Here is a 22,409-nt window from a genome sequence, read left to right as displayed (position 1 = left end):
ACCCGTAGCCGCTGGCGCAGGCTGCGCTAGCCTGCGCCCTTTCGACCGCCCTTTCGACACTAGGGGCCGGCGAACGGCCTATTCCAGAGCCTTCCAGATCTGCGTGGCGTACTCGCGAATGGTCCGATCCGAAGAGAACCAGCCCATGCGCGCGCTGTTGAGCACCGCCGAGCGCCACCATTGATTGCTGTCGCGCCAGCGCTCTTCGACATGCAGCTGGGCATTCCAGTAGGAGTCAAAGTCGGCGCACACGTGGAAGCGGTCATAGTCGATCAACGAATCGATCAGACCGGTGTAGCGGGCCGGATCGTCCGGCGAAAACACCCCGCCACGAATCGCCTGCAGCACATCGTTGAGGCGATGGGAGGCGGCAATGTCCGGCACCGCGCTGAACTCGCCATTGCGCTTGCGCGCCTCCACCTGCTGGGCGCTGAGGCCGAAGATGAACATGTGCTCGGAGCCGACCCGTTCGCACATCTCGACGTTGGCGCCGTCCAGGGTACCGATGGTCAGGGCGCCGTTGAGCCCGAACTTCATGTTGCTGGTGCCCGAGGCCTCGAAGCCGGCGGTGGAGATCTGCTCCGACAGGTCGGCCGCCGGGATGATGCTTTCGGCCAGGCTGACGTTGTAGTTGGGCAGGAACACCACCTTGAGCAGGCCACGCACGGTCGGGTCGTTATTCACGGTGCGGGCGATGTCGTTGCTCAGTTTGATGATCAGCTTGGCCTGGTGATAACTGGCCGCAGCCTTGCCGGCGAAGATCTTCACCCGTGGCACCCAGTCGATCTCCGGCTCGGCGCGGATCGCCTGGTACAGCGCCACGGTGTGCAACAGGTTGAGCAACTGGCGCTTGTACTCGTGGATCCGTTTGACCTGCACGTCGAACAGCGCCGCCGGATTGACCGCGATGCCCAGGCGCTCATGGATGATCGCCGCCAGCGCGCGCTTACTGTGCAGGCGTTGCTCGGCGAACTGCTTGCGAAAGGACGACTTCTCGGCGAAGGGTTCGAGCTTGAGCAACAGCTCCTCGGGGTTGTCTAGCAGCTCCGGGCCGACGGCCTCGACCAGCATCGCCGTCAGCTTGGGGTTGGCCTGGTACAGCCAGCGGCGGAAGGTGATGCCGTTGGTCTTGTTGTTGATCCGCTCCGGATACAGCTTGTGCAACTCGGAGAACACCGTGCTGCGCATCAGCTGGGTGTGCAGGCCCGACACGCCGTTGACGCTGTGGGAACCGAGAAACGCCAGGTTGCCCATGCGCACCCGGCGCCCGTTGTCTTCTTCGATCAGCGACACCGCGCGCAGCACGTCGAAGTCGTGGATGCCCTTGGCCCGCAGCGAATCGATGTGCTGGGCGTTGATCAGGTAAATGATCTGCATGTGCCGCGGCAACATGCGTTCCATCAGGCCCACCGGCCAGGTTTCCAGGGCTTCGGGCAGCAGCGTGTGGTTGGTGTAGGCCAGGGTCTCGACGGTGATCTGCCAGGCCGCTTCCCAGGCGATGCCGTGCAGGTCCACCAGCTGGCGCATCAGTTCGGCCACGGCGATCGACGGGTGGGTGTCGTTAAGCTGGATCGCCGCATGCTCGCCGAGGCTGAGCACCGAATCGTGCATGTTCTTGTGCCGGCGCAGCAGGTCCTGCAAGGACGCGGAGACGAAGAAGTATTCCTGGCGCAGGCGCAGTTCCTGCCCGGCTTCGGTGCTGTCCGCCGGGTAGAGCACCCGCGAGATGCTCTCGGCGCGGGCCACCTCGGCCACCGCGCCCAGGTGGTCGCCGGCGTTGAAGCGTTCCAGGTGCAGGTCTTCCATGGCCCGCGCCCGCCACAGGCGCAGGGTGTTGACGCTGGCGCCGCGCCAGCCGACCACCGGCGTGTCGTAGGCCACCGCACGCACGGTTTCCGCCGGCCACCAGACCTGCCGTGCATGGCCAGCCTCGTCGGTGACAGTCTCGACGCTGCCACCGAAGCCGATCGAATAGATCACTTCAGGGCGCTCGAACTCCCAGGGGTTGCCGAAGTCCAGCCAGTGCTCGGTCTGCTCCTGCTGCCAGCCATCGACTATGGCCTGGCGGAACAGGCCGTGTTCATAACGGATGCCATAGCCATGGCCGGCAATACCCAGGGTCGACATGCTTTCCATGAAGCACGCCGCCAGGCGGCCAAGACCACCGTTGCCCAGCGCCGCGTCCGGCTCCAGCAGGCGGATGCGCTCCAGGTCGACGCCCAGATCGTTCAGGGCATCGCGCGCCACGTCCAGCAGCCCGAGGTTGCTCAGGCTGTCGTAGAGCAAGCGGCCGATGAGGAACTCCAGGGAAAGGTAATAAACGCGCTTCTGGCCTTTGCGGTAGATCTGCCGCGTATGGTCCATCCAGTGCTCGACCATGTGATCGCGCGCCGCCAGGGCGATGGCTTCGAACCAGTCATGGTCGAAGGCGTGGTCCGGGTCTTTGCCCACCGCGTAGGTGAGTTTGGTCAGGACGGCATCGCGAAAAGCGGCCACCTCAGCGTCACGAACTTGCAGTTCCTGAGTCATGAATACGACCTCGAGCGAGATAGACAGTGAGCATGGAATTGTCTGAGCCTAGTCGGTCTGACAGGAGCCAAAGTCTCTGGTTCGGTGCGTCTTGCAATTGCCCGAACAGAAGCGGCGTCTCCCGCGGCAGCTGGTAAAAATGATGCAGATGCCGTGCCGACCCTGCAATCCCCTTGGACAGGCGTAAATTCCGTTAAATGGTTGTTCAAAAATCCACCAGTACCGGTATGATCGCGCGCCCTGATACACACGCTGGAAACAAGCCTGATGAAGTCCAACCTGATCGCCGCCGCGGAAATCGACCGACTCGATACCTGGGCCAAGTATTCCGCGCCCATGTGCGGTTCCTGCATGTCCAGCTGCTGCACCCTGCCGGTGGAGGTCAAGATCAAGGATCTGATCCGCATCGGTATCGTCGACGAATTCGAGCGCGGCGAGCCGGCGAAGAACATCGCCAAGCGCCTGCAGAAGGAAGGCATTGTCGAGCGCTACAACCAGAAGTCCGAGATCTTCACCCTGCAGCGCATGAGCAACAACGACTGCCTGTATCTGGATCGTAAGAGCCGCCTGTGCACCATTTATGACAAGCGCCCGGACACCTGCCGCAACCACCCGAAGATCGGCCCGCGTCCAGGTTATTGCGCGTACAAGCCCAAGCCGGTCGAGCGCCCGACCAACACCAGCAGCCGGACCCTGGAACGCTTCTGAGCCCCGGCCGGTAGCCCTGTAGCCGCTGCCGAGCCCCAGCGGCTACAGAACCCAAGCTTTTTCGCAGATCAAAAAAAAACGCCCCCGGCCTTTCGACCGGGGGCGTTTTTATTCAGTCTGAACTAAAAGATCAGTTCTTGGCTTTCTTGGCAGCACGGGTACGCTCGCCTTCGTCCAGGATCTTCTTACGAAGACGGATGGACTTAGGAGTCACTTCACACAGCTCGTCGTCCTGGATGAATTCCAGAGCCTGTTCCAGGGTGAAACGAACCGGCGGAACCAGGGCGATGGTTTCGTCCTTGCCCGAAGCACGCATGTTGTCGAGCTTCTTGCCTTTGGTTGGGTTCACGCCCAGGTCGTTGTCACGGCTGTTCAGACCAACGATCTGACCGTTGTAGATTTCCTGGCCGTGCTCGACGAACAGCTTGCCGCGCGCCTGCAGGGTTTCCAGGGAGTAGGTCAGTGCCTTGCCGGTTTCAACCGAAACCAGTACGCCGTTCTGACGACCGGACATGTGGCCGGACTTCATCGGAGCGTAGCGATCGAAGATCGAGGTCAGGATGCCTGCACCGTTGGTCAGGGTCAGGAACTGGTTACGGAAACCGATCAGACCACGGGCTGGAATGTTGTATTCCAGGCGTACACGGCCCTTGCCATCCGGAACCATGTTGCTCAGGTCGCCTTTACGCAGACCCATTTCTTCCATGACCTTGCCCTGGGATTCTTCAGGGATGTCGATGGTGACGTTTTCGAACGGTTCCTGCTTCACGCCGTCGACTTCACGGATGATCACTTCAGGACGGCCAACGCCCATTTCGAAACCTTCGCGACGCATGGTTTCGATCAGTACCGACAGGTGCAGCTCACCACGGCCGGAAACCTTGAACTTGTCGGCCGAGTCGCCTTCTTCAACGCGCAGTGCAACGTTGTACAGCAGCTCTTTGTCCAGACGTTCCTTGATGTTACGGCTGGTCACGAACTTGCCTTCTTTACCGCAGAATGGCGAGTCGTTGACCTGGAAGGTCATGGAAACGGTCGGCTCGTCGACGGTCAGCGGCTTCATCGCTTCGACAGCGGTCGGATCGCACAGGGTGTCGGAGATGAACAGCTCGTCGAAACCGCTGATGCAGACGATGTCGCCGGCAGCTGCTTCTTCAACGTCCACACGGTGCAGACCGTGGTGACCCATCAGCTTCAGGATACGGCCGTTGCGCTTCTTGCCATCGACGTCGATAGCCACAACCGGAGTGTTCGGCTTGACGCGACCGCGAGCGATACGGCCAACGCCGATCACACCCAGGAAGCTGTTGTAGTCCAGAGCGGAGATCTGCATCTGGAACGAACCGTCACGGTCAACGGCTGGAGCCGGAACGTTGTCGACGATCGACTGGTACAGCGGGGTCATGTCTTCAGCCATGTCGGTGTGGTCCAGACCGGCAATACCGTTCAGGGCCGAGGCGTAGACGACTTTGAAGTCCAGCTGTTCTTCGGTGGCACCCAGGTTGTCGAACAGATCGAAGATCTGGTCCAGAACCCAGTCAGGACGCGCGCCTGGACGGTCGACCTTGTTGATCACCACGATCGGACGCAGGCCGGCTTCGAAAGCCTTCTTGGTCACGAAACGGGTTTGCGGCATAGGGCCGTCTTGGGCGTCGACCAGCAGCAGAACGGAGTCGACCATCGACATTACACGTTCAACTTCGCCGCCGAAGTCGGCGTGGCCCGGGGTGTCCACGATGTTGATGTGGTAGCCGTTCCAGTTGATGGCGGTGTTTTTGGCCAGGATGGTAATACCGCGCTCTTTTTCCTGGTCGTTGGAGTCCATCACGCGCTCGTCGTTGAGCTCGTTGCGCTCCAGGGTGCCGGATTGACGCAGGAGTTTGTCTACCAGGGTGGTTTTACCGTGGTCAACGTGAGCAATGATGGCGATGTTGCGTAGATTTTCGATCACTTGTGTATCTCGATCAGAGGATTCGGTGTGCTGACAACTGCTGGCAGCGATTAACAATAGAGTCCGGCAAGGCCGTTACAGCTTGACGGTGGCGTCGGGGGGCCGGTGACGCAAGCCACAGGCAAACAGCCCCGGGCACTTAGCTCGGTCTATAAACGCGCACATTGGCATGTCCCTCACTGAGCAGATGGTGAGCATGCAGGCGACTCATGACGCCTTTGTCGCAATACAGCAGGTACTGGCGAGTAGGGTCCAGTTCCTTGAAGCGTGCGTTCAATGCATAGAACGGCAGCGCTTTTATCTCGATGCCAGCCAACTCCAGCGGGTCGTCTTCCTGAGCATCCGGATGCCGGATGTCGATCACGATCTGGCCCGCCAGCGCCTCGCTGACTTCTTCGATCTGCAAATCCTGGCCCAGTTCATCGATCACCCGATCGATCGGCACCAGTTTGGCCCGCTCGATCGCACGCTCGAGCACCGCCATGTCGAATTCTTTCTCTTCATGCTCCACGCGATGGCGCTTGGCGTGGGTCTTGGGGTTCACCGAGATGACCCCGCAGTACTCCGGCATGTGCTTGGCGAAGTCGGCGGTGCCGATTTCGTTGGCCAGGTCGATGATGTCCTGCTTGTGGCTGGCGATCAGCGGGCGCAGCACCAGCTTGTCGGTTACGCAGTCGATGACCGAGAGGTTCGGCAGGGTCTGGCTCGACACCTGGGAAATCGCCTCGCCGGTGACCAGCGCGTCGATGTGCAGGCGGTCGGCGATGCTCGACGCGGCACGCAACATCATACGCTTCAAAATGACGCCCATATGACTGTTGTCGACTTTACCGAGGATTTCGCCGAGCACTTCCTCGAACGGCACGCTGACGAACAGCACGCGCTGGGAGCTGCCATACTTCTTCCAGATATAGTGCGCGACTTCCATCACGCCCAATTCGTGGGCACGCCCGCCCAGGTTGAAGAAGCAGAAGTGGCTCATCAGGCCGCGACGCATGATCTGGTAGGCCGCCACCGTGGAATCGAAACCGCCGGACATCAAAACCAGGGTCTGTTCCAGGGCGCCCAGCGGATAACCGCCGATGCTGTTGTGCTGGCTGTGGATCACGAACAACCGTTGGTCGCGAATTTCCATCCGCACTTCGATTTCCGGCTCTTTGAGGGAAATTCCGGCGGCGCCGCACTGCCGACGCAGCTGGCTGCCGACGTATTTCTCCACGTCCATGGAGCTGAATTCATGCTTGCCGGCGCGCTTGCAACGCACGGCGAAAACTTTCCCCGCCAGGGCCTCGCCAAAGTGCTGCTTGCACTTGGCGACTATGTCGTCGAAGTCGCCCAGCGGGTATTCATCGACCTGCAGGAAATGCGCGATGCCCGGCATGCAGCTCAGGCGCTCGGTCATCTCCCTCAAGGCTTTCGGCTCGCTGACGGCGGTTTCCAGCTCGAGGTTGTCCCACACACCATTGACCACCACAGCCGGGTCCAGATCGCGGAGCACGGCACGGATGTTCTTGGCCAGCTGACGGATGAAACGCGTCCGTACCGGGCGGCTCTTGATGGTGATTTCCGGGAAAACTTTAACGATTAGTTTCATGAAAACAGCGCGCGCTGGGCCAGCCGAAAAAGGGGGGCGCGGATTATAGCGGAAATTGCTCAAGGTTTAACCAATTAATGTGCACTCGGTTTTTCGTGCACCAAAAAGGGTCACATCCAGATAAAAACGCAACATTGCGGTGCGCCGGTTTGCCAATCTGGCCCAAATACCTCCCGGAATGCGTGAGTTTGGGGCATAAAACCCAACTCAGGGCACTGGCATGCAATTTGCTCCCTTGTGAGGCAGGTTGCCATGGCCGAGTATCTGCGCCGGCATCACCCACATTCTAAGGGCACACCAACACCCGCCCGAAGCCACCCGGAGGACACTATGTCGAAGTCGGTTCAACTCATCAAAGATCATGACGTCAAATGGATTGATCTGCGCTTCACTGACACCAAAGGCACTCAGCACCACGTGACCATGCCGGCCCGTGATGCGCTGGATGACGACTTCTTCGAAGTCGGCAAGATGTTCGACGGTTCCTCCATCGCTGGCTGGAAAGGCATCGAAGCCTCCGACATGATCCTGATGCCAGACGACGAAACCGCCGTGCTGGATCCGTTCACCGAAGAGCCGACCCTGATCCTGGTGTGCGACATCATCGAGCCTTCGAGCATGCAAGGCTACGACCGCGACCCTCGCGCGATCGCCAAGCGCGCCGAAGAGCACCTGAAAGCCACCGGTATCGGCGACACCGTATTCGCCGGCCCAGAGCCTGAGTTCTTCATCTTCGACGAAGTGAAGTTCAAGTCCGATATCTCCGGCTCGATGTTCAAGATCTACTCCGAGCAAGGTTCATGGATGTCCGACCAGGACATCGAAGGCGGTAACAAGGGCCACCGTCCAGGCGTCAAAGGCGGCTACTTCCCGGTTCCACCGTTCGACCACGACCACGAAATCCGTACCTCCATGTGCAACGCACTGGAAGAAATGGGCCTGACCGTCGAAGTCCACCACCACGAAGTGGCGACTGCCGGCCAGAACGAAATCGGCGTCAAGTTCAACACCCTGGTGAAGAAGGCCGACGAAACCCAGACCCTGAAATACGTTGTACACAACGTTGCCGACGCCTACGGCCGTACCGCTACCTTCATGCCTAAGCCTCTGTACGGCGATAACGGCTCGGGCATGCACGTACACATGTCGATCTGGAAAGACGGCAAGAACACCTTCGCTGGCGAAGGTTATGCCGGCCTGTCCGATACCGCCCTGTACTTCATCGGCGGCATCATCAAGCACGGTAAGGCCCTGAACGGCTTCACCAACCCGGCCACCAACTCCTACAAGCGTCTGGTTCCAGGCTTCGAAGCTCCAGTGATGCTGGCCTACTCGGCTCGCAACCGTTCCGCTTCGATCCGTATCCCTTACGTGTCGAGCCCTAAAGCCCGCCGTATCGAAGCGCGCTTCCCGGATCCGGCTGCCAACCCATACCTGGCCTTCGCTGCCCTGCTGATGGCCGGCCTGGACGGTATCCAGAACAAGATCCACCCTGGCGACGCCGCTGACAAAAACCTGTACGACCTGCCGCCTGAAGAGGCGAAAGAGATCCCACAAGTTTGCGGCAGCCTGAAAGAAGCCCTGGAAGAGCTGGACAAAGGTCGTGCGTTCCTGACCAAAGGCGGCGTTTTCAGCGACGACTTCATCGACGCTTACATCGCCCTGAAAAGCGAAGAAGAAATCAAGGTTCGTACCTTCGTACACCCACTGGAATACGAGCTGTACTACAGCTGCTGATCCAGTAGCGCCGCCCCACGCGGCGTGACAAGAAAAAGGCCTCCCTCGGGAGGCCTTTTTTATTACCCGCCCATCGCCCCGGAGCATTCCCCCGGGCTATTCATCCATGGATAATCCGCGCCTCTCGCGCCCTCTGTCTGGCGCCTCGACGAAGGGATTCGTATGCAGTGGACTCGTTCTCTCGGCCTGATCGCCTGCCTGGCGTTCGGCAGCACCCAGGCGGCTCCTTTCTATGCAGGTAAATCCCTGGCCCACCCGCTGATCACCGGCCTGGCGGAAAGCTCGGCGACCCTGGCCTTTATCAAGCAGGGCGGCAGCGTCAAAGGTTATTACTCGGTCGACCCGGACGAGAGCCAGCCGCAACTGCTGGATGACTTCGGCAATGCCACCATCGAGTCGGTGTTCAACATTGCCCTGGACAGCGAGTCCCCGACCCGCCTGGTGCTGTTCAAGCAGAGCGGCCAGTATCGCGTGCATGCCTACCGTTATGACGAAAACGACCACCTCTACCGGCGCCTGGAGAAACTGCAGCCCGCCCTGGAGCGCATCGCCAAAGACCGCAAGAAACTCGATGCCCTGACGGTGAAACAGGCCCTGCGCCAGCTGACACCGCTGAACTACAGCTACTTCTACGAAGACTCGGGTATCGACGAATTCGACCAGCTCGACCATTCGGCCGGCACCCTGGTGGGTTATTTCGACGCTAACGGGCAGCCCATCACCGCCAATCCGCCCGGAGCCGACCAGTACCGCTACAAAAAGACCTTTGCCGAAAAGAACGGACGCTTTCTCACCGCCACCTACTGGCGCGGTGACGAGCCCGCACTGGAAGGCGAGCCCCTGCTGTACAACTACCGGGCCAGCCACATCACCTGGGAAACCGAGCCGCAGCGCTTCACTGGCAGCGAGGACGGGGCCTACGTGGAGTACTCGAGTTTCGGCGGAGCCGTCATCGCCCAGGGTGCCTATGCCCACGGCCAACGCACCGGCGAATGGAGTTTTTCCAACCCGGACGATGGCTGGACCCACGGCCGTTTTGTCGATGGCAAACGCCAAGGCCAGTGGACTGAGTCCAATGGCTGGCAAACCGCTACCGGCGAATACCGGGACGATCTGCGCGAGGGACGCTGGGTGCTGTCCTACGACGAAGGAGGCGAATCCGCTATCACCGGCTTCCAGACCTATGTCCAGGGTGTGCTCGACGGTCCGAGCGAAGAACAGGTGGACGGTTTCACAGAAAGCGGCAGCTATCGCAACGACAAACGCGAAGGGCCATGGGTGACCCAGGCAGGTCGCGGCAACTTCGAGAACGGCCTGAAAAGCGGCCCGTGGATACTCAAGACAGACAAGGGCCATAGCCAGAGCCTGAACTTCGTCGCCGATAAAAAAGAGGGCGAGTTGCGCGAAGCCGATGCCAACGGCGTGCTGGTCCTGATCGAGCATTACAAGGCAGATGTGCTGTCCGGTACCCGCGAAGGCTACAGCCCCAGCGGCAACCTGCAGTACTCGCAGCAATATGAGAATGGCAAACGGGAAGGCCGCTCACTGGGTTACAGCGAAGACGGCAAGCTGATCAGCGATATTTCCTGGCACAACGATAGGTACGAAGGCCCTCACCTGACCTTCCTGCGCGACGGTACGCCGGCCACGGTCGGACGCTTCGAGGGAGGGCGCTTTGTCGGCCTGATGAAACAATACGATCAGGACGAAGTGCTTTATGAGGAAGCCAACTGGTGCCGCTTCGACAAGCGCGGCTCAACCGTCGAGCGCTGTGGAAAACAACGGCGGTTCACCCACGGAAAGCTGTCCTGGGAAACGGACTTTCTCTTTGGCAGCCCCCAAGGCTCCGTCGAGTACAACTATGAGACAGGCCAAAAGATCCGCGAGAAGATCATCGGCGACAATGACCAGATCACTCAGCGCACCTACTACGACAATGGGCAGGTCGAGTGCCAGAAAAACTCGGTGGGTTTCACCTGGATGACCGTCAACCAACGACAGGTGAAAAGTCATGAATCCGACGGCCAACTGACTGGCGAACAGCTGTGCTATCACCGCAACGGCGCGATCAAGAGCCGCGAGCTGATCGACAACGGCTTGAGCGCCTGCCGGATCGTCTATGACGAAAGCGGCAAGCGACTGTCTTCCAGCCCGACCAATTGCGGGGCGCCCGCGACTGCCGCGGCCGGCCAATGACCTACCGAGTGCCCGGCGCTTGCCAGGCACTGCGGTTTTGCGTGCATCATGGCCGCCAAATTGTCCCCAAGAAGCCGAGACCCTCCATGACTTCGCGATTCTGCCTTGCCCTGTTGACCCTGTTGCTGGCCGGCAATGCCTGCGCCGCCCCCGCCACCCTCAGCCCTTTGTTGGCCAGCATCGAAGAACGCCTGGCCATCGCCGACCAGGTGGCCCTGAGCAAATGGGACAGCCACAAACCGGTGGAAGACCGCCCGCGCGAGCGTGAGGTGATTGCCGGCGCGGTGGCCCAGGCACCGGCCTACAAACTCGACGGCGCGGCGGTGGAACAGTTCTTCTCCGCACAGATCGAGGCCAACAAGCTGGTGCAGTACGCCCATCTGTCCGAATGGACCCTGCAAGGCCAGGCACCGGACGCACCGCGCCCGGACCTGGTGGGGCAGATCCGCCCACAACTCGACCTGTTACAAAAACGCCTGCTGCAGCAACTGGCGGATTTCAGCCCCTACCGCAACGACCCGCAGTGCCTACAGTGGCTGGCCCAGGCCACCCACGGCGGCGACCGCCCAGCGCTGCGCCAGCTGGCGCTGATCCGCGCCACCGCCGAGCTTTGTGTGTTCAAAGGTTGAAGCGGCGAACCTGGGCCCGGTCCGCGGCTCTATGCTGGAGGCAGTTTCGTCTTTGAAGCCGCCGACCCAAGCTCCCAGGAAAGCCGCCATGCGTGTGCACTGTCTCTACCTGCTGTTGCTGACCGCCCTGCCGGCCGCCGCGCAGATCTACCGCTACACCGACGCCCACGGCAACACCGCCTACAGCGACCAGCCGCCGGCCGGCGTGCCCGGCCAGGCCGTCGAGCTGGCGCCGCTGAACCGCATCGAGGCGCCCAGGCCGCTCACACCGCCCGGCATCGATCCAGTACAAACGCCACCCACCCGCGCACCGGTCTACACCATCCTGGAGCTGAGTGGCGTGCCGGATGGCGGTGTGATGCGGGCCAATAACGGCAGCTTCAAGGTCGAGGTCCGCCTGCAACCGCCCCTGCACAACGAGCATCGCCTGCGCCTGCTACTGGACGACCAAGCCTATGGCCAACCCGGCAACGTGCCGAGCCTGCAACTGGTGAACATCGATCGCGGCGAGCATCGCCTGGCGGTGCAGGTACTCGATGGCGAGCAAGTGGTGCAGCAAAGCCCGGCGTTGACCTTCACCCTGCAACGGGTTCATCGGCCCTGAGGTTGTGTCGCGCCTGAACCTGCGCGTACAGGCGCCGCTCATGCTCGAGCAACCAGCGTTTGCGCCAGAGCCCGCCGCCATAACCGGTGAGCGAACCGTCGGAACCTATCACCCGGTGGCAGGCAATCACGATGGCGATCTGGTTGGCGCCATTGGCCCGAGCCACGGCCCGCACGGCGGAGGCCGAACCTATGCTGCTCGCCACCTCGGCGTAACTGCGGGTAACGCCTGGAGGTATCGCCCTGAGGGCCTGCCACACCGTACGGGTAAAGGCCGAAGCATTCAGCGCCAGCGGCGTGGCAAAACTTGCCGACTCCCCGGCGAAAAATCGCCGTAACTCGCTCTCGATCTGGTCGATGGGGGCAAAACGTCCGAAGCCGATGGTCGAGCCGGTGTTCTCTTGCAGGCGCTTCAGCTCAGTGGCCAGGGCCGGACGGTCGAAGAACTCCAGCAGATGCAGGGCCTGCGCATCGGCCACCGCCAGCATCACGCCGATCGGGGTTTGCAGCCAATCGGCCTTGAGCAGCTCGCAACCACGCAGGTTCGACGGCGGCTGGCCGAGCAGCCGGGTGAAGGCACTGCGAAAGCCGCTGTCGGAATCGAAACTGGCGCTGATCTGCGCATCGATCACGCTGGCGCCGCCCGCCAGTTGCTGCATGCCCTCGCCGATCCGCCGCAGCCGGGCCATTTCCAGGAAGGTCACGCCGAAGTGGCGCTTGAAGGCCCGGCGCACCGTGGAAGGGTCGAAGCCGAGTTCGATCAGGTCGCCTTCATACCAGCGCTTGTCAGCATTGTTTTCCAGCAAGGCCAGCAGCTGTTTGACCAGGGGCTCCTGGGCACCTGTCTGCTCCAGCGGGCGGCAGCGCAGGCAGGCGCGAAAACCCGCCTCGACACAGGCCTTGATCGAACTGAAGAACACCGTGTTCTCGCGCTTGGGCTTGCGCGCCGCGCAGGTCAGCCGACAGAACACTCCCGTGCTCTTGACCCCGACGAAAGCGAACCCGTCATAGGCCGGGTCGCGTTCGAGCAAGGCGCGGTACAGGGTGTCGTCGTCGGGCAGTTGGAACAGCAAGGGGGCGTTGTCCATGGCCGTCTCCAGCACCAGAGGGGAATGTCTGTGCACTGTAGAGCAGCGCCGCAGCGGATGCCGCCGCAAATCAGGCGTTGATTCGCCAACGGTGCCCCACCAGCCAGCGCCCGGCGCGAAATAGCGCCGAGCGGTAGATCAGCCTCAGGCGCGCTCGATCACCATGGCCACGCCCTGGCCAACGCCCACGCACAGGCTGACCACGGCGTAACGCTGGTTGTTGCGTTGCAGGGTGCGGCAGGCGCTCAGCACCAGCCGGGCCCCGGACGCGCCCAGCGGGTGGCCGATGGCGATGGCACCGCCATTGGGGTTGACCCGCGGATCGTCGAAATCCAGGTTCAGGGCCTTGAGACAGGCCAGCACCTGCGGCGCGAACGCCTCGTTGATCTCGATCAGGTCGAGCTGCTCCAGGCCGATGCGGGCCCGCTGCAGCGCCAGCAGAATCGCCCTGTGCGGGCCGATGCCCATGAACTGCGGCTCCACGCCGACCGACGCCGACGAGAGGATCCGCGCCATGGGCGCGACCCCATGTTCCATGCCGATCTCACTGCTGCCGAGCAGCAGCACCGCCGCGCCATCGTTGATCCCCGAAGCATTGCCGGCGGTCACCACGCCCTCGGCAAACAGCGTCGGCAATCGCGACAGGGCCGCCAGGTCGGAGCGGGGCCGCGGATGCTCGTCATCACACACGGTCAAGGACTGGCCCTTGCGCCCGACCGGCACCTCGACGGCCATGATTTCGTCGTCCAGTACCCCGGCCAGCAAGGCTTCCTGATAACGCGCCTGAGACGCGGCGGCAAAGCGGTCGGCGTCCTCGCGGCTAATGGCAAACCGGCGGGCCAGGTTGTCGCCGGTCTCGGGCATGCTGTGGTTGCCGTAGCGCTCCACCAGCCGCGGGTTGGCGAAGCGCGCGCCAATGGTGCTGTCGGCCACCTCCAGGGTCCGGCTGTAGGCACTCTCGGCCTTGGCCATGATGAAGGGCGCGCGGGACATGCTTTCGACGCCGCCGGCCAGGTACAGCCGGCCCTCGCCGCAAGTGATCGCCCGGGCCGCATCGATCACCGCCGACAGGCCGCTGGCGCACAGGCGGTTGACTGTCTGCCCGGGCACGCGCCAAGGCAGCCCGGCGCTGAGCAAGGCATTGCGCGCCAGGTTGCGGCTGTCCTCGCCGGTCTGGTTGGTACAACCGAGGATCACCTCTTCCAGCGCCTCGGCTGGTAGCCCCGAGGTTTCCAGCAAACGCACCAGCAAAGGCCCCACCAGATCGTCCGGGCGCACGCTGGCGAGGCTGCCGCCATGGCGGCCGAAGGGGGTTCGCAAGCCGCTGTAGATATAGGCATCAAGCATGAAAAGACTCTCGCAGAGGTAGGGATCGGCAGGCCTCAGGCCGGCATCGGGTTTTCCGGCTGGCGCAGGGACAGGCCCAGCAGGGCCCGCCGGCGCAACCAGCCGCTGGGGCGATAACGCGGGTCGCCAGTAAGCACATGCAGGCGCTCGAGGATCTGCAGCAGGCGCTCGGGGCCCAATTGGTCGCCCCACTCCAGCGGCCCCAGCGGGTAGCCAAGACCGAGGCGTACCGCCGCGTCGATATCGGCCACCGAGGCGATGCCCTGCTGGGCGATATCGCAGGCCAGGTTGACGATCGACGCCAGGGTGCGCTGGACGATGAAGCCGCAACTGTCGCGGATCAGCGTCACCGTGCCGCCGTCGGCGCTGAACAGCGCGTGGGCGGCGTGCTGCATGTCTTCGCGGGTCGCCGGGTTGAGCATCAGGCAGCGCTGGCTGTCGAGCGTGGTCAGGGTATCGATCGCCACCGTGCGCGACGGGTCTGTGGCATGACGCAAGGCCGCTTCGCTGGCGTCATCGCCCAGCGGCGCCACCAGGCACAAGGCCGAGGAGGAAGGTCGCAGGCCGTTCTCGACCTTGGCCCCCAGGCGTTCGAGCAGATCCAGCAGGCGCAGCCGGCCGACCTCGTCGTCGGCGGCGATCCACACCGGCGGCAGCGCCGCGCAATGGGGCACGGCCTGTGGCGGGCGCCGCGTATCGCCTGGCTCGTCGTAGAGGTAGAAGCCCTGCCCACTCTTGCGCCCCAGGCGCCCACCCGCCTGCATCAGCCGCAGCACGGGGTGCGGCCGATAGCGCGGCTCCTCGTAGAACTGCCGGTAGACCGACTCCATCACCGGCACGCTGACATCCAGGCCGATCAGGTCGAGCAGCTCGAACGGCCCCATGGCGAAACCGGCGCTGTCGCGCAGCAGCGCATCGATCCGCCACGCCGGGGCCACGCCCTCGCTGAGGATACGCAGCGCCTCGGTGCCAAAGGCCCGCCCGGCATGGTTGACGATAAAACCGGGAGAATCCTTGGCCCGCGCCGGGTAGTAGCCGATCGCGCGGACCAACTCCTGCAAGCGGGCGCCGACGCTGGTGGCGAGGCCGTCGATCACCTCGACAATACGCATCCGCGGCACCGGATTGAAGAAATGCAGCCCGGCGACGCGCTCCGGATGGCGGCACACCGAGGCAATCGCGGTGATCGACAGCGACGAGGTATTGCTGGCCAGGATCGCGCTCGGCGCCAGCACCTCCTCCAGTTGCCGAAACAGCTGCTGCTTGGCCTCCAGGTCCTCGACTATCGCCTCGATCACCAGCTGGCAGTCATGCAGCGCTTGCAGGCTGTCGACCACTTCCAGGTTGAGCATGGCCGCCGCGGCGTCCTGCGGGGTGATGCGGGCCTTCTCGATCTGCTGGGCGAAGATCGTCGCCAGCTGTTCCCGGGCCGTGGCCGCGGCACCCGGGCGCGCATCGAACAAAAACACCTTGAGCCCGGCCATGGCCATGACCTGGGCGATGCCCCGACCCATGGCGCCGGTGCCGACCAGACCGATGCGTTGCAATGGTTGTGTGGTCATTTCCCCTGGTACTCCGGTTTGCGTTTCTCAAGAAAGGCCTGCATGCCCTCGCGCTGGTCATGGGAGCCGAACAGCAGCTGGAACGCCTTGCGCTCCAGCACCAGTGCTTGCTCCAGCGGCAGGTCCATGCCGGCCAGCACCACCTCCTTGATCTGCGCCACGGCCAGCGGCGGCATGCCGGCGATGCTGGCGGCCAGGGCCAGGGCCCGCGGCAGGGTCTCGCTGTCCGCCACCACCTCGCTGACCAGGCCCAGGCGCAAAGCCTCGTCGGCCGGCACCTGGCAACCGGTGAGCAACAGGCGCAGCGCCTGGAACTTGCCGACCGCGCGCAGCAGGCGCTGGGTGCCGCCCGCCCCCGGCATCACCCCGACCTTGATTTCCGGCTGGGCAAAACGCGCCGAGTGGCCGGCGACTATCAGGTCGCAATGCATCGCCAGCTCGCAGCCACCGCCCAGGGCGTAGCCGTTGACCGCGGCGATGACCGGCTTGCGGCACGCCGAGATGGCTTGCCAGTGGCGCTCGGCATGCCGGGCATAGAGTTGCAGCGCGCTGGCGCTCACCAGCTCACTGAGGTCGGCGCCGGCGGCAAACACCGTATCGCCACCAGTGAGCACCACCACCCGGGTCTGGGGGCAGGCATCCAGGCGGCGAAAGTGCTCGGCCAGCTCCTCGCGCAGCGCCATGTTCAGCGCGTTGAGGGCCTGCGGGCGGTTCAGCCGCAGCAACGCCACGCCCGGCGCGGGTTGTTTCAGCAGGACCAGGGGTTGAGGACTAACGGACTCGGGACTCATGGAATCTCCTGATGCAGATAGGGACCTGAGAGGTGCGCCAGAGCCCCATCCGAGGCTCTGGACGCAGCCCTTCACTCGCGGACGATGCCGTGCTCGAACAGGTTTTCGATCGTCTGGTCGTCGAGGCCCAGGCCCTCGAGGACCTCGCGGGTATTGGCCCCCAGTGCCGGCGGGGCACTGCGATAACTGGCCGGGGTCCGCGACAGCTTCACCGGCGAACCGACGCCGCGGTAGTCGCCGATCTCCACCAGCAGGCCGCGATGCCGGGTGTGCGGGTGTTCGACCACCTTGTCGATCGAGGCAATCGAGCCGCAGGGCACGCCCAGGCGGATCAGGCGCTGCGCCAGGAGCGTGCCGTCGTGCTCGGCGAGCCGCGCCTCCAGCGCCTGTTTCAGCGCCTCGCGGTTGACCGAGCGGCAGCCGTTGTCGGCAAAGCGCGGGTCGTCCAGCAAGGCTCCAGCGTCCAGCTGCTCGCACAATTTGGCGAACTGCCGGTCGTTGCCGACCGCCAGGAAGATCGGCTCGGTGCCGGTGCGGTAACTGTCATAGGGGGCGATATTCGGATGGGCGTTGCCGGTGCGCAGTGGAGTCTTGCCGGCGGCGAAATAGTTGGCCAGATGCGGGTGCAGCAGGGACACGCCGCAGTCGTACAGGGTGATGTCGAGGGACTGCCCGAGGCCGCTGCGATGGCGCTCGTTGAGCGCCAGGAGAATCCCCGCCAGGGCATTCAACCCGGTGACCATATCGACGATCGGCAGGCCGATGCGCAACGGGCCGCTGTCGGCTTCGCCGTTCACGCTCATCAGCCCGGCCATCGCCTGGATCACCGCGTCGTAACCCGGCAAGCCGCCCAACGGGCCGTCGCTGCCAAAACCGGAAACCGCGCAGTGGATCAGTGTCGGGAAACGCTGGCTCAGCACCTCGGCATAACCGATGCCCCAACGCTCCAGGGTGCCGGGCTTGAAGTTCTCGATCAGCACGTCGGCGTCTTCCAGCAGGCGCATCAGCAGCGTGATGCCCGCGGGCCGGGACAGGTCCACGGCGATCCCCTGCTTGTTGCGGTTCACGCCCCTGAAGTACGACGCGTCGGCGCCCTCGAAAGGCGGGCCCCAGCCGCGGGTCTCGTCGCCGCTCAAGGGTTCCAGCTTGATCACTTCGGCGCCGTGGTCGGCCAGGGCCTGGGAGCAGTAGGGCCCGCCCAGCACGCGGCTGAGGTCGATGACTTTCAGGCCGGCCAGGGCCCCTTTTGAATGATTCATGGCAGTTCTCTGAAAAATGGGCAGGGCCGTTCAGGCCGGCAACAGCTGCATCGCGTCGGCTTTCGACAACGGACCTTCATTGGCCAGGAGCGCCAGCAGCTCAGGTTCGAGCGCTGGCTCCGGACGCAGCGGGTCACGGGGCAGCAGCTTGTGCTGGAGCAGCAGATGGGCCAGGGCCAGGCGCCGGTAATCGGGGGCCTGGCGGCTCGCCTCCCAAGCCATGAAGATCGCAGTGGCGGTGTGATAGAGGGCGCTGCCGGCCAGCCGCACTTGGTCGTCACGACGCTCTTGCGCAACCTTTTCGATGGCCGCGACCGCCCGTTGCAGGACTGTCTCGAACAGGCGTTGGCTGGCCGCCGGCAGGTCGGCCTCGGCGAGCAGCCCGGCGAGGTAATGCCGCAGCGGTTCCAGGGCCTGCTCGCGGGTCACGGCGCGGGCGATATCCAGCGCGACGATGTTGCTGGTGCCCTCCCAGATCGAGCCCAGGTGGGCATCGCGCACCAGCCGCGCATCGCTCCATTCCTCGATGTAGCCAACCCCGCCGCGTACCTCCATGGCGTCCCCGGTGACCCGCCGCGCATCGCGGCAGGCGCGGAACTTGATCAATGGGGTGAGGATGCGCACGCACTTGCGCGCCGCCTCATCGCCGGCATCGGCCTTGGGCAGCAGCGTGGCGATCTGCATGAACATCGACCGGGCCTGCTCGGCGGGCAGCATCATTTTCAGCAGCTGGCGCTGCATCAACGGCATCTCGATCAGATGGCGGCCGAAGGCCCGGCGATGGCGGGCGACATAGAGCGCCTCGTTGACTCCGCGGCGCATCAGCCCGGCGGCCCGCACCCCGTTGGACAGGCGCGACATGTTGATCATGTCGGCCATCTGCTGGAAGCCGCGGCCGATCTCACCGATCAGGTAGGCGGTGGCGCCGTCCAGGCTGATTTCGCCGCTGGCCATGGAGCGGCTGCCCAGCTTGTCCTTCAGCCGCAGAATCCGATAGGCGTTGCGCGAGCCATCGGGGCGGAGCTTGGGCAGCAGGAACAGGCTGACCCCCTTCATACCCTCCGGGGCGTCTTCCGGACGGGCCAGGACCATGGCCAGGTCGGCGTCCGGGTTGGAGCAGAACCACTTGTCGCCGAACAGCCGCCACTCGCCGCTCTCCAGGCGCGCGCGGGTTTCGGTGCGCGACACGTCGGAGCCGGCCGCCTGTTCGGTCATGAACATCGCGCCCTGGAACAACCGGTCGAAATCCCGCGAAGCCAGGGACGGCAGGTAGCGCGCCACCAACTCCGGCGAACCGTACTTGCGCAGGGTGCGGGTCAGCGAGTCGGTCATGCTCACCGGGCAGCACAGGCCGAACTCGGCCTGCACGAAAAGGAAGGTCAGGGCGTACTTGACCAGCGGCAGCGCGGGCTCCGCGCAATGGCTCATGGAGGCCAGGCCCAGCTCGGCATACGCGGCGCGCTCCAGGGCGATGAAATCCGGGTGTTTGTGGATGCTTTGCAGGTCTTCGCCACGACGGGTGCGCGGCAGCAGCTGCGGCGGGTTCTTGTCCGCCGAGAGCGCCAGCACATCCAGCTCGCCACCGGCCCGCCCACCGAGCTGGCGCAAGGTCGGCAACCACTGGGCGTACAGCTGCGCTGGCAGGTAGACCTTGAGCAGGGCCGCCAGCCCGGCATCGCAGTCGAACAGGTTCAGGCCCCGGCTATCGGGGATATTCAGGGTGTCTTGGGCGGGTTCAGGCAAGGCAGTCATGGCGTCTCTCCAGGCTCTTTTGCCCCGAGACTAGAGTCGCCATCGATAAGTATCTAATACAAAATCAATCAACTACGATAAGAAAACCAGATCGTAAAGCGAGGACGCCAGCATGGATCTCAAACAGCTTCGTTACTTCGTCGCGGTCGCCGAAGAGCTGCATTTCGGCCGGGCTGCCGCTCGCCTGTTCATCTCCCAACCGGCCCTGAGCTTCGATATCAAGAAGCTCGAAAGCCAGCTGGACGTGCAGTTGCTGACCCGCAACAACAAGTCGGTAAGCCTGACCAACGCCGGCCAGGTGCTGCTCGACGAAGCCCGTTACCTGCTGCTGCGGGCCGAGCAGGCCCGACGCCTGACCCTGCGCTCGGCCCAGGGTTTCGTCGGCCGGCTGAGCATCGGTTTCGTCAACTCGATCCTGCATCGCGGCCTGCCGCAGGCGGTGCGGACCTTCGAGCAGGATCACCCGGACACCGAGATCGTGCTGATGGAGATGAACAGCGCCGAACAGGCCCAGGCACTGCAACGCGGGCAGATCGATATCGGCTTCGTGCACTGGAGCCACTTCCCCGAGAGCATCCGCGGCGAGCCGGTCCTCGCCGAGCCCTTCCTCTGCTGCCTGCCCCAGGGCCACCGGCTGGCGGGCGAGGCGCGCATCGACCTGGCGCAGCTGGCCAACGACGACTTCATCCTGTTCCCGCGCAATGTCTCGCCGCACTATCACGACCTGATCATCGCGCGCTGCGTGGCGGCCGGCTTCAGCCCGCGCATCCGCCACGAAACCCGGCTCTGGCAAACGGTGGTGGCGATGGTCGCGTATGAAATGGGCGTGGCCCTGGTGCCGCAGACCCTGGCCGGCACCTGGAAGGAGGGTGTGCACTACTGCGAAATCAGCGGCGACGGGGCGTTATCCGAGGTCCACGCCATCCGCCATGCCGACAAACCATCGGCCGCCGCGGAGAGTTTCCTGACCGTGCTCAAGGCCCTGCAAAAGCCCGTGGCGCCGGGACTTTGAGGGCCATCGACCATACGAAATCCCGTATCACACAATAAGATTTAATCATTATTTTTTTCATTCCTGCCTGTATAGGCTCCGTGCCGTCGGACCTTGCAAATGCGTGATGCGCCTGTTCGTGCAACGAGTATCCGGAGCGGTCGCCAGACGACCTCCCGCGGCGCAAATAACAATAACAACTGCAGGAATTGAATATGAATGCCGCCCAGCACGCTGCCGCGCACAAGAAAGCCCGCAAGGCGGGAATCGCCTCGTTCATCGGCACCACCATCGAATGGTATGACTTCTACGCCTACGGAATCGCCGCCGCGCTGGTCTTCGGCAAGGTGTTCTTCCCCGCCGACCTGCCCCCGGGCACCGCCACCCTGCTGTCGTTCCTGACCCTCTGGGCCGGCTTCATCGCCCGCCCCATCGGCGGCATCATCTTCGGCCACCTGGGCGACAAGATCGGGCGCAAGACCACCCTGGTGATCACCCTGATCATGATGGGCGTGGCCACCACCTGCATCGGCCTGCTGCCCAGCTACCTGCAGATCGGTATCTGGGCGCCGATTGCCCTGGTGGTGCTGCGCATCATCCAGGGCATCGCGGTGGGCGGCGAATGGGGCGGCGCCATTCTCATCGCCAGCGAAAGCGCGCCCAAGGGCAAAGGCATCCTCTACGCGGCGTTCGCCCAACAGGGCTCGCCGGCCGGCAACCTGCTGGCGACCCTGGTGTTCTTCGGCCTCAGCGCCCTGCCCGCGCCGGACTTCCTGCTGTGGGGCTGGCGCATTCCGTTCCTGCTCTCGGCGGCACTGGTCCTGGTGGGCATGGTGATTCGCCTCAAGCTCGAAGAGTCAGACGACATGAAACGCCTGATCCAGCAGAAAAAGACCGTCAAGCTGCCGATCCTGGAGGTCCTGCGCAACCACTGGCAGATCGTGCTGCTGGGGGCCGGCGTGCTGCCGATCATCCATGTCACCTACTTCAAGAGCACCTTTGCCCTGTCCTGGGCCACCAAGGAGCTGGGCTACAGCCAGAGCAGCTTTCTCAGCGTGATCGTCATCGCCCTGGTGGTGCAGTTCATCACCCAGCCCCTGGGCGCGCTGCTGGTTTCCCGGATGGATATGCGCAAGGCGGTGGTGCTGATGGTGCTGCCGGAATTTTTCCTGATGCCGGCGATGTTCTTCGCCGTGGAAACCGGCGTCTACTGGATCGCCGTGCTCGGCATGTGCCTGGCCACCGTGCCGCACTCGATGTTCTATGGCGCCGTCGGCGGCATCCTGGCCCGCGCCTTCCCGACCAAGGTGCGCTACAGCGGCCTGTCGATTTCCTACCAGCTCTGCTCCCTGCTGGTGGGCGGCGCCACGCCGGTCCTGGCCCAGGGCATTCTCAATAACACCGGAAGCATTGTCGGCGTGGCCATCGCCTCGGCCTGCTATGCCCTGGTGTCCCTGGTGTGCATGCTCCTGCTGCTCAAGCGCATCGGCCACAACGCCGCCGACCTGTCTACCGCCGAGCAGGCGGACGCCGACGAACTGGCCCGGGAACCCCGCGCCACGCTGCTGAACGATGAGCCGATCACCACGCAGCCGGCTATCGACAAGGACCCACATCCCGCCCACTGATACGCCATCCGTCGCATTCTTCCAGGCCCGCCAGCAAGCGGGCC

Annotated in this window: 16 protein-coding genes; 7 read left to right on the top strand and 9 right to left on the bottom strand. The window is 63.6% G+C overall.

The window, feature by feature from the left end; translation table 11 throughout:
- Positions 1–78 precede the first annotated feature (78 nt).
- Positions 79–2,529, bottom strand: a complete 2,451-nt coding sequence (locus C4K38_RS02030) for a glycogen/starch/alpha-glucan phosphorylase (RefSeq protein ID WP_053277075.1) — start codon at positions 2,527–2,529, stop codon at positions 79–81.
- 264 nt (positions 2,530–2,793) lie between these two features.
- Between C4K38_RS02030 and C4K38_RS02025 the strand changes: the two genes are divergently transcribed.
- Positions 2,794–3,237: a YkgJ family cysteine cluster protein gene (locus C4K38_RS02025; protein ID WP_023970087.1), complete on the top strand. Its 444-nt coding sequence runs from the start codon at positions 2,794–2,796 to the stop codon at positions 3,235–3,237.
- A 130-nt stretch (positions 3,238–3,367) separates the two neighbouring features.
- Here C4K38_RS02025 and typA read toward each other — a convergent pair whose 3' ends face one another.
- Both typA and thiI read right to left on the bottom strand, forming a co-directional pair.
- Complete coding sequence (typA, locus tag C4K38_RS02020) at positions 3,368–5,188, bottom strand: translational GTPase TypA (RefSeq protein ID WP_025808250.1); 1,821 nt, start codon at positions 5,186–5,188, stop codon at positions 3,368–3,370.
- A 139-nt stretch (positions 5,189–5,327) separates the two neighbouring features.
- Positions 5,328–6,782, bottom strand: coding sequence for a tRNA uracil 4-sulfurtransferase ThiI (gene thiI, locus C4K38_RS02015; RefSeq protein WP_053277074.1), 1,455 nt, complete (start codon positions 6,780–6,782; stop codon positions 5,328–5,330).
- Between the two features lie 330 nt (positions 6,783–7,112).
- Here thiI and glnA point away from each other — a divergent pair, with 330 nt between their 5' ends.
- The 4 genes from glnA (at position 7,113) to C4K38_RS01990 (ending at position 11,948) form a co-directional block, all read left to right on the top strand.
- The gene (gene glnA, locus C4K38_RS02005) at positions 7,113–8,519 is read left to right on the top strand and encodes a type I glutamate--ammonia ligase (RefSeq protein ID WP_025808253.1); all 1,407 of its coding nucleotides are present in this window, start codon (positions 7,113–7,115) and stop codon (positions 8,517–8,519) included.
- 162 nt (positions 8,520–8,681) lie between these two features.
- A complete protein-coding gene (locus tag C4K38_RS02000; RefSeq protein ID WP_053277073.1) occupies positions 8,682–10,715 on the top strand; it encodes a toxin-antitoxin system YwqK family antitoxin in 2,034 nt (677 codons plus the stop codon).
- An 86-nt stretch (positions 10,716–10,801) separates the two neighbouring features.
- Entirely contained in the window at positions 10,802–11,344 is a 543-nt protein-coding gene (locus tag C4K38_RS01995) for a chorismate mutase (RefSeq protein WP_053277072.1), read from the top strand.
- 88 nt (positions 11,345–11,432) lie between these two features.
- The gene (locus C4K38_RS01990) at positions 11,433–11,948 is read left to right on the top strand and encodes a DUF4124 domain-containing protein (protein WP_053277071.1); all 516 of its coding nucleotides are present in this window, start codon (positions 11,433–11,435) and stop codon (positions 11,946–11,948) included.
- Here the strand turns inward: C4K38_RS01990 and C4K38_RS01985 are convergent.
- The 6 genes from C4K38_RS01985 to C4K38_RS01960 all read right to left on the bottom strand — a co-directional run bounded on the left by C4K38_RS01985 (position 11,920) and on the right by C4K38_RS01960 (position 19,746).
- On the bottom strand, positions 11,920–13,035 hold the full coding sequence (locus C4K38_RS01985; RefSeq protein ID WP_053277070.1) for a bifunctional transcriptional activator/DNA repair enzyme AdaA: 1,116 nt from the start codon (positions 13,033–13,035) through the stop codon (positions 11,920–11,922). The two genes, C4K38_RS01990 and C4K38_RS01985, sit on opposite strands and share 29 nt — an antisense overlap.
- Positions 13,036–13,179: 144 nt before the next feature.
- Positions 13,180–14,382: a 3-oxoadipyl-CoA thiolase gene (locus C4K38_RS01980; RefSeq protein WP_053277069.1), complete on the bottom strand. Its 1,203-nt coding sequence runs from the start codon at positions 14,380–14,382 to the stop codon at positions 13,180–13,182.
- A 35-nt stretch (positions 14,383–14,417) separates the two neighbouring features.
- Positions 14,418–15,944 (bottom strand): 3-hydroxyacyl-CoA dehydrogenase, encoded by a 1,527-nt coding sequence (locus tag C4K38_RS01975; protein WP_053277068.1) that lies wholly within the window; start codon positions 15,942–15,944, stop codon positions 14,418–14,420.
- A complete protein-coding gene (locus C4K38_RS01970; RefSeq protein ID WP_053277067.1) occupies positions 15,941–16,735 on the bottom strand; it encodes an enoyl-CoA hydratase in 795 nt (264 codons plus the stop codon). Before C4K38_RS01970 ends, C4K38_RS01975 begins: the two co-directional genes overlap by 4 nt.
- 71 nt (positions 16,736–16,806) lie before the next feature.
- Positions 16,807–17,994: a CaiB/BaiF CoA transferase family protein gene (locus tag C4K38_RS01965; RefSeq protein WP_053277066.1), complete on the bottom strand. Its 1,188-nt coding sequence runs from the start codon at positions 17,992–17,994 to the stop codon at positions 16,807–16,809.
- Between the two features lie 30 nt (positions 17,995–18,024).
- Positions 18,025–19,746: an acyl-CoA dehydrogenase family protein gene (locus C4K38_RS01960; protein WP_053277065.1), complete on the bottom strand. Its 1,722-nt coding sequence runs from the start codon at positions 19,744–19,746 to the stop codon at positions 18,025–18,027.
- A gap of 112 nt (positions 19,747–19,858) precedes the next feature.
- Between C4K38_RS01960 and C4K38_RS01955 the strand changes: the two genes are divergently transcribed.
- Positions 19,859–20,758, top strand: a complete 900-nt coding sequence (locus tag C4K38_RS01955) for a LysR family transcriptional regulator (protein WP_053277064.1) — start codon at positions 19,859–19,861, stop codon at positions 20,756–20,758.
- Between the two features lie 194 nt (positions 20,759–20,952).
- Positions 20,953–22,365, top strand: coding sequence for an MFS transporter (locus tag C4K38_RS01950; protein ID WP_053277063.1), 1,413 nt, complete (start codon positions 20,953–20,955; stop codon positions 22,363–22,365).
- Positions 22,366–22,409 lie beyond the last annotated feature (44 nt).

This window comes from Pseudomonas chlororaphis subsp. piscium (assembly GCF_003850345.1).
Taxonomy (GTDB): Bacteria; Pseudomonadota; Gammaproteobacteria; order Pseudomonadales; family Pseudomonadaceae; genus Aquipseudomonas; species Aquipseudomonas piscium.
This window is presented reverse-complemented; position numbering and strand designations above follow the sequence as displayed.

Bases quoted from the DNA above. Each gene is read 5' to 3' on its own strand.
- C4K38_RS01990 (WP_053277071.1), top strand. From the start codon at position 11,433: ATGCGTGTGCACTGTCTCTACCTGCTGTTGCTGACCGCCCTGCCGGCC.
- C4K38_RS01980 (WP_053277069.1), bottom strand. From the start codon at position 14,382: ATGCTTGATGCCTATATCTACAGCGGCTTGCGAACCCCCTTCGGCCGC.
- thiI (WP_053277074.1), bottom strand. From the start codon at position 6,782: ATGAAACTAATCGTTAAAGTTTTCCCGGAAATCACCATCAAGAGCCGC.
- C4K38_RS01950 (WP_053277063.1), top strand. From the start codon at position 20,953: ATGAATGCCGCCCAGCACGCTGCCGCGCACAAGAAAGCCCGCAAGGCG.
- C4K38_RS01975 (WP_053277068.1), bottom strand. From the start codon at position 15,944: ATGACCACACAACCATTGCAACGCATCGGTCTGGTCGGCACCGGCGCC.
- C4K38_RS01985 (WP_053277070.1), bottom strand. From the start codon at position 13,035: ATGGACAACGCCCCCTTGCTGTTCCAACTGCCCGACGACGACACCCTG.
- C4K38_RS02000 (WP_053277073.1), top strand. From the start codon at position 8,682: ATGCAGTGGACTCGTTCTCTCGGCCTGATCGCCTGCCTGGCGTTCGGC.
- C4K38_RS01995 (WP_053277072.1), top strand. From the start codon at position 10,802: ATGACTTCGCGATTCTGCCTTGCCCTGTTGACCCTGTTGCTGGCCGGC.
- C4K38_RS01955 (WP_053277064.1), top strand. From the start codon at position 19,859: ATGGATCTCAAACAGCTTCGTTACTTCGTCGCGGTCGCCGAAGAGCTG.
- glnA (WP_025808253.1), top strand. From the start codon at position 7,113: ATGTCGAAGTCGGTTCAACTCATCAAAGATCATGACGTCAAATGGATT.
- C4K38_RS02030 (WP_053277075.1), bottom strand. From the start codon at position 2,529: ATGACTCAGGAACTGCAAGTTCGTGACGCTGAGGTGGCCGCTTTTCGC.
- C4K38_RS01965 (WP_053277066.1), bottom strand. From the start codon at position 17,994: ATGAATCATTCAAAAGGGGCCCTGGCCGGCCTGAAAGTCATCGACCTC.
- C4K38_RS01960 (WP_053277065.1), bottom strand. From the start codon at position 19,746: ATGACTGCCTTGCCTGAACCCGCCCAAGACACCCTGAATATCCCCGAT.
- C4K38_RS01970 (WP_053277067.1), bottom strand. From the start codon at position 16,735: ATGAGTCCCGAGTCCGTTAGTCCTCAACCCCTGGTCCTGCTGAAACAA.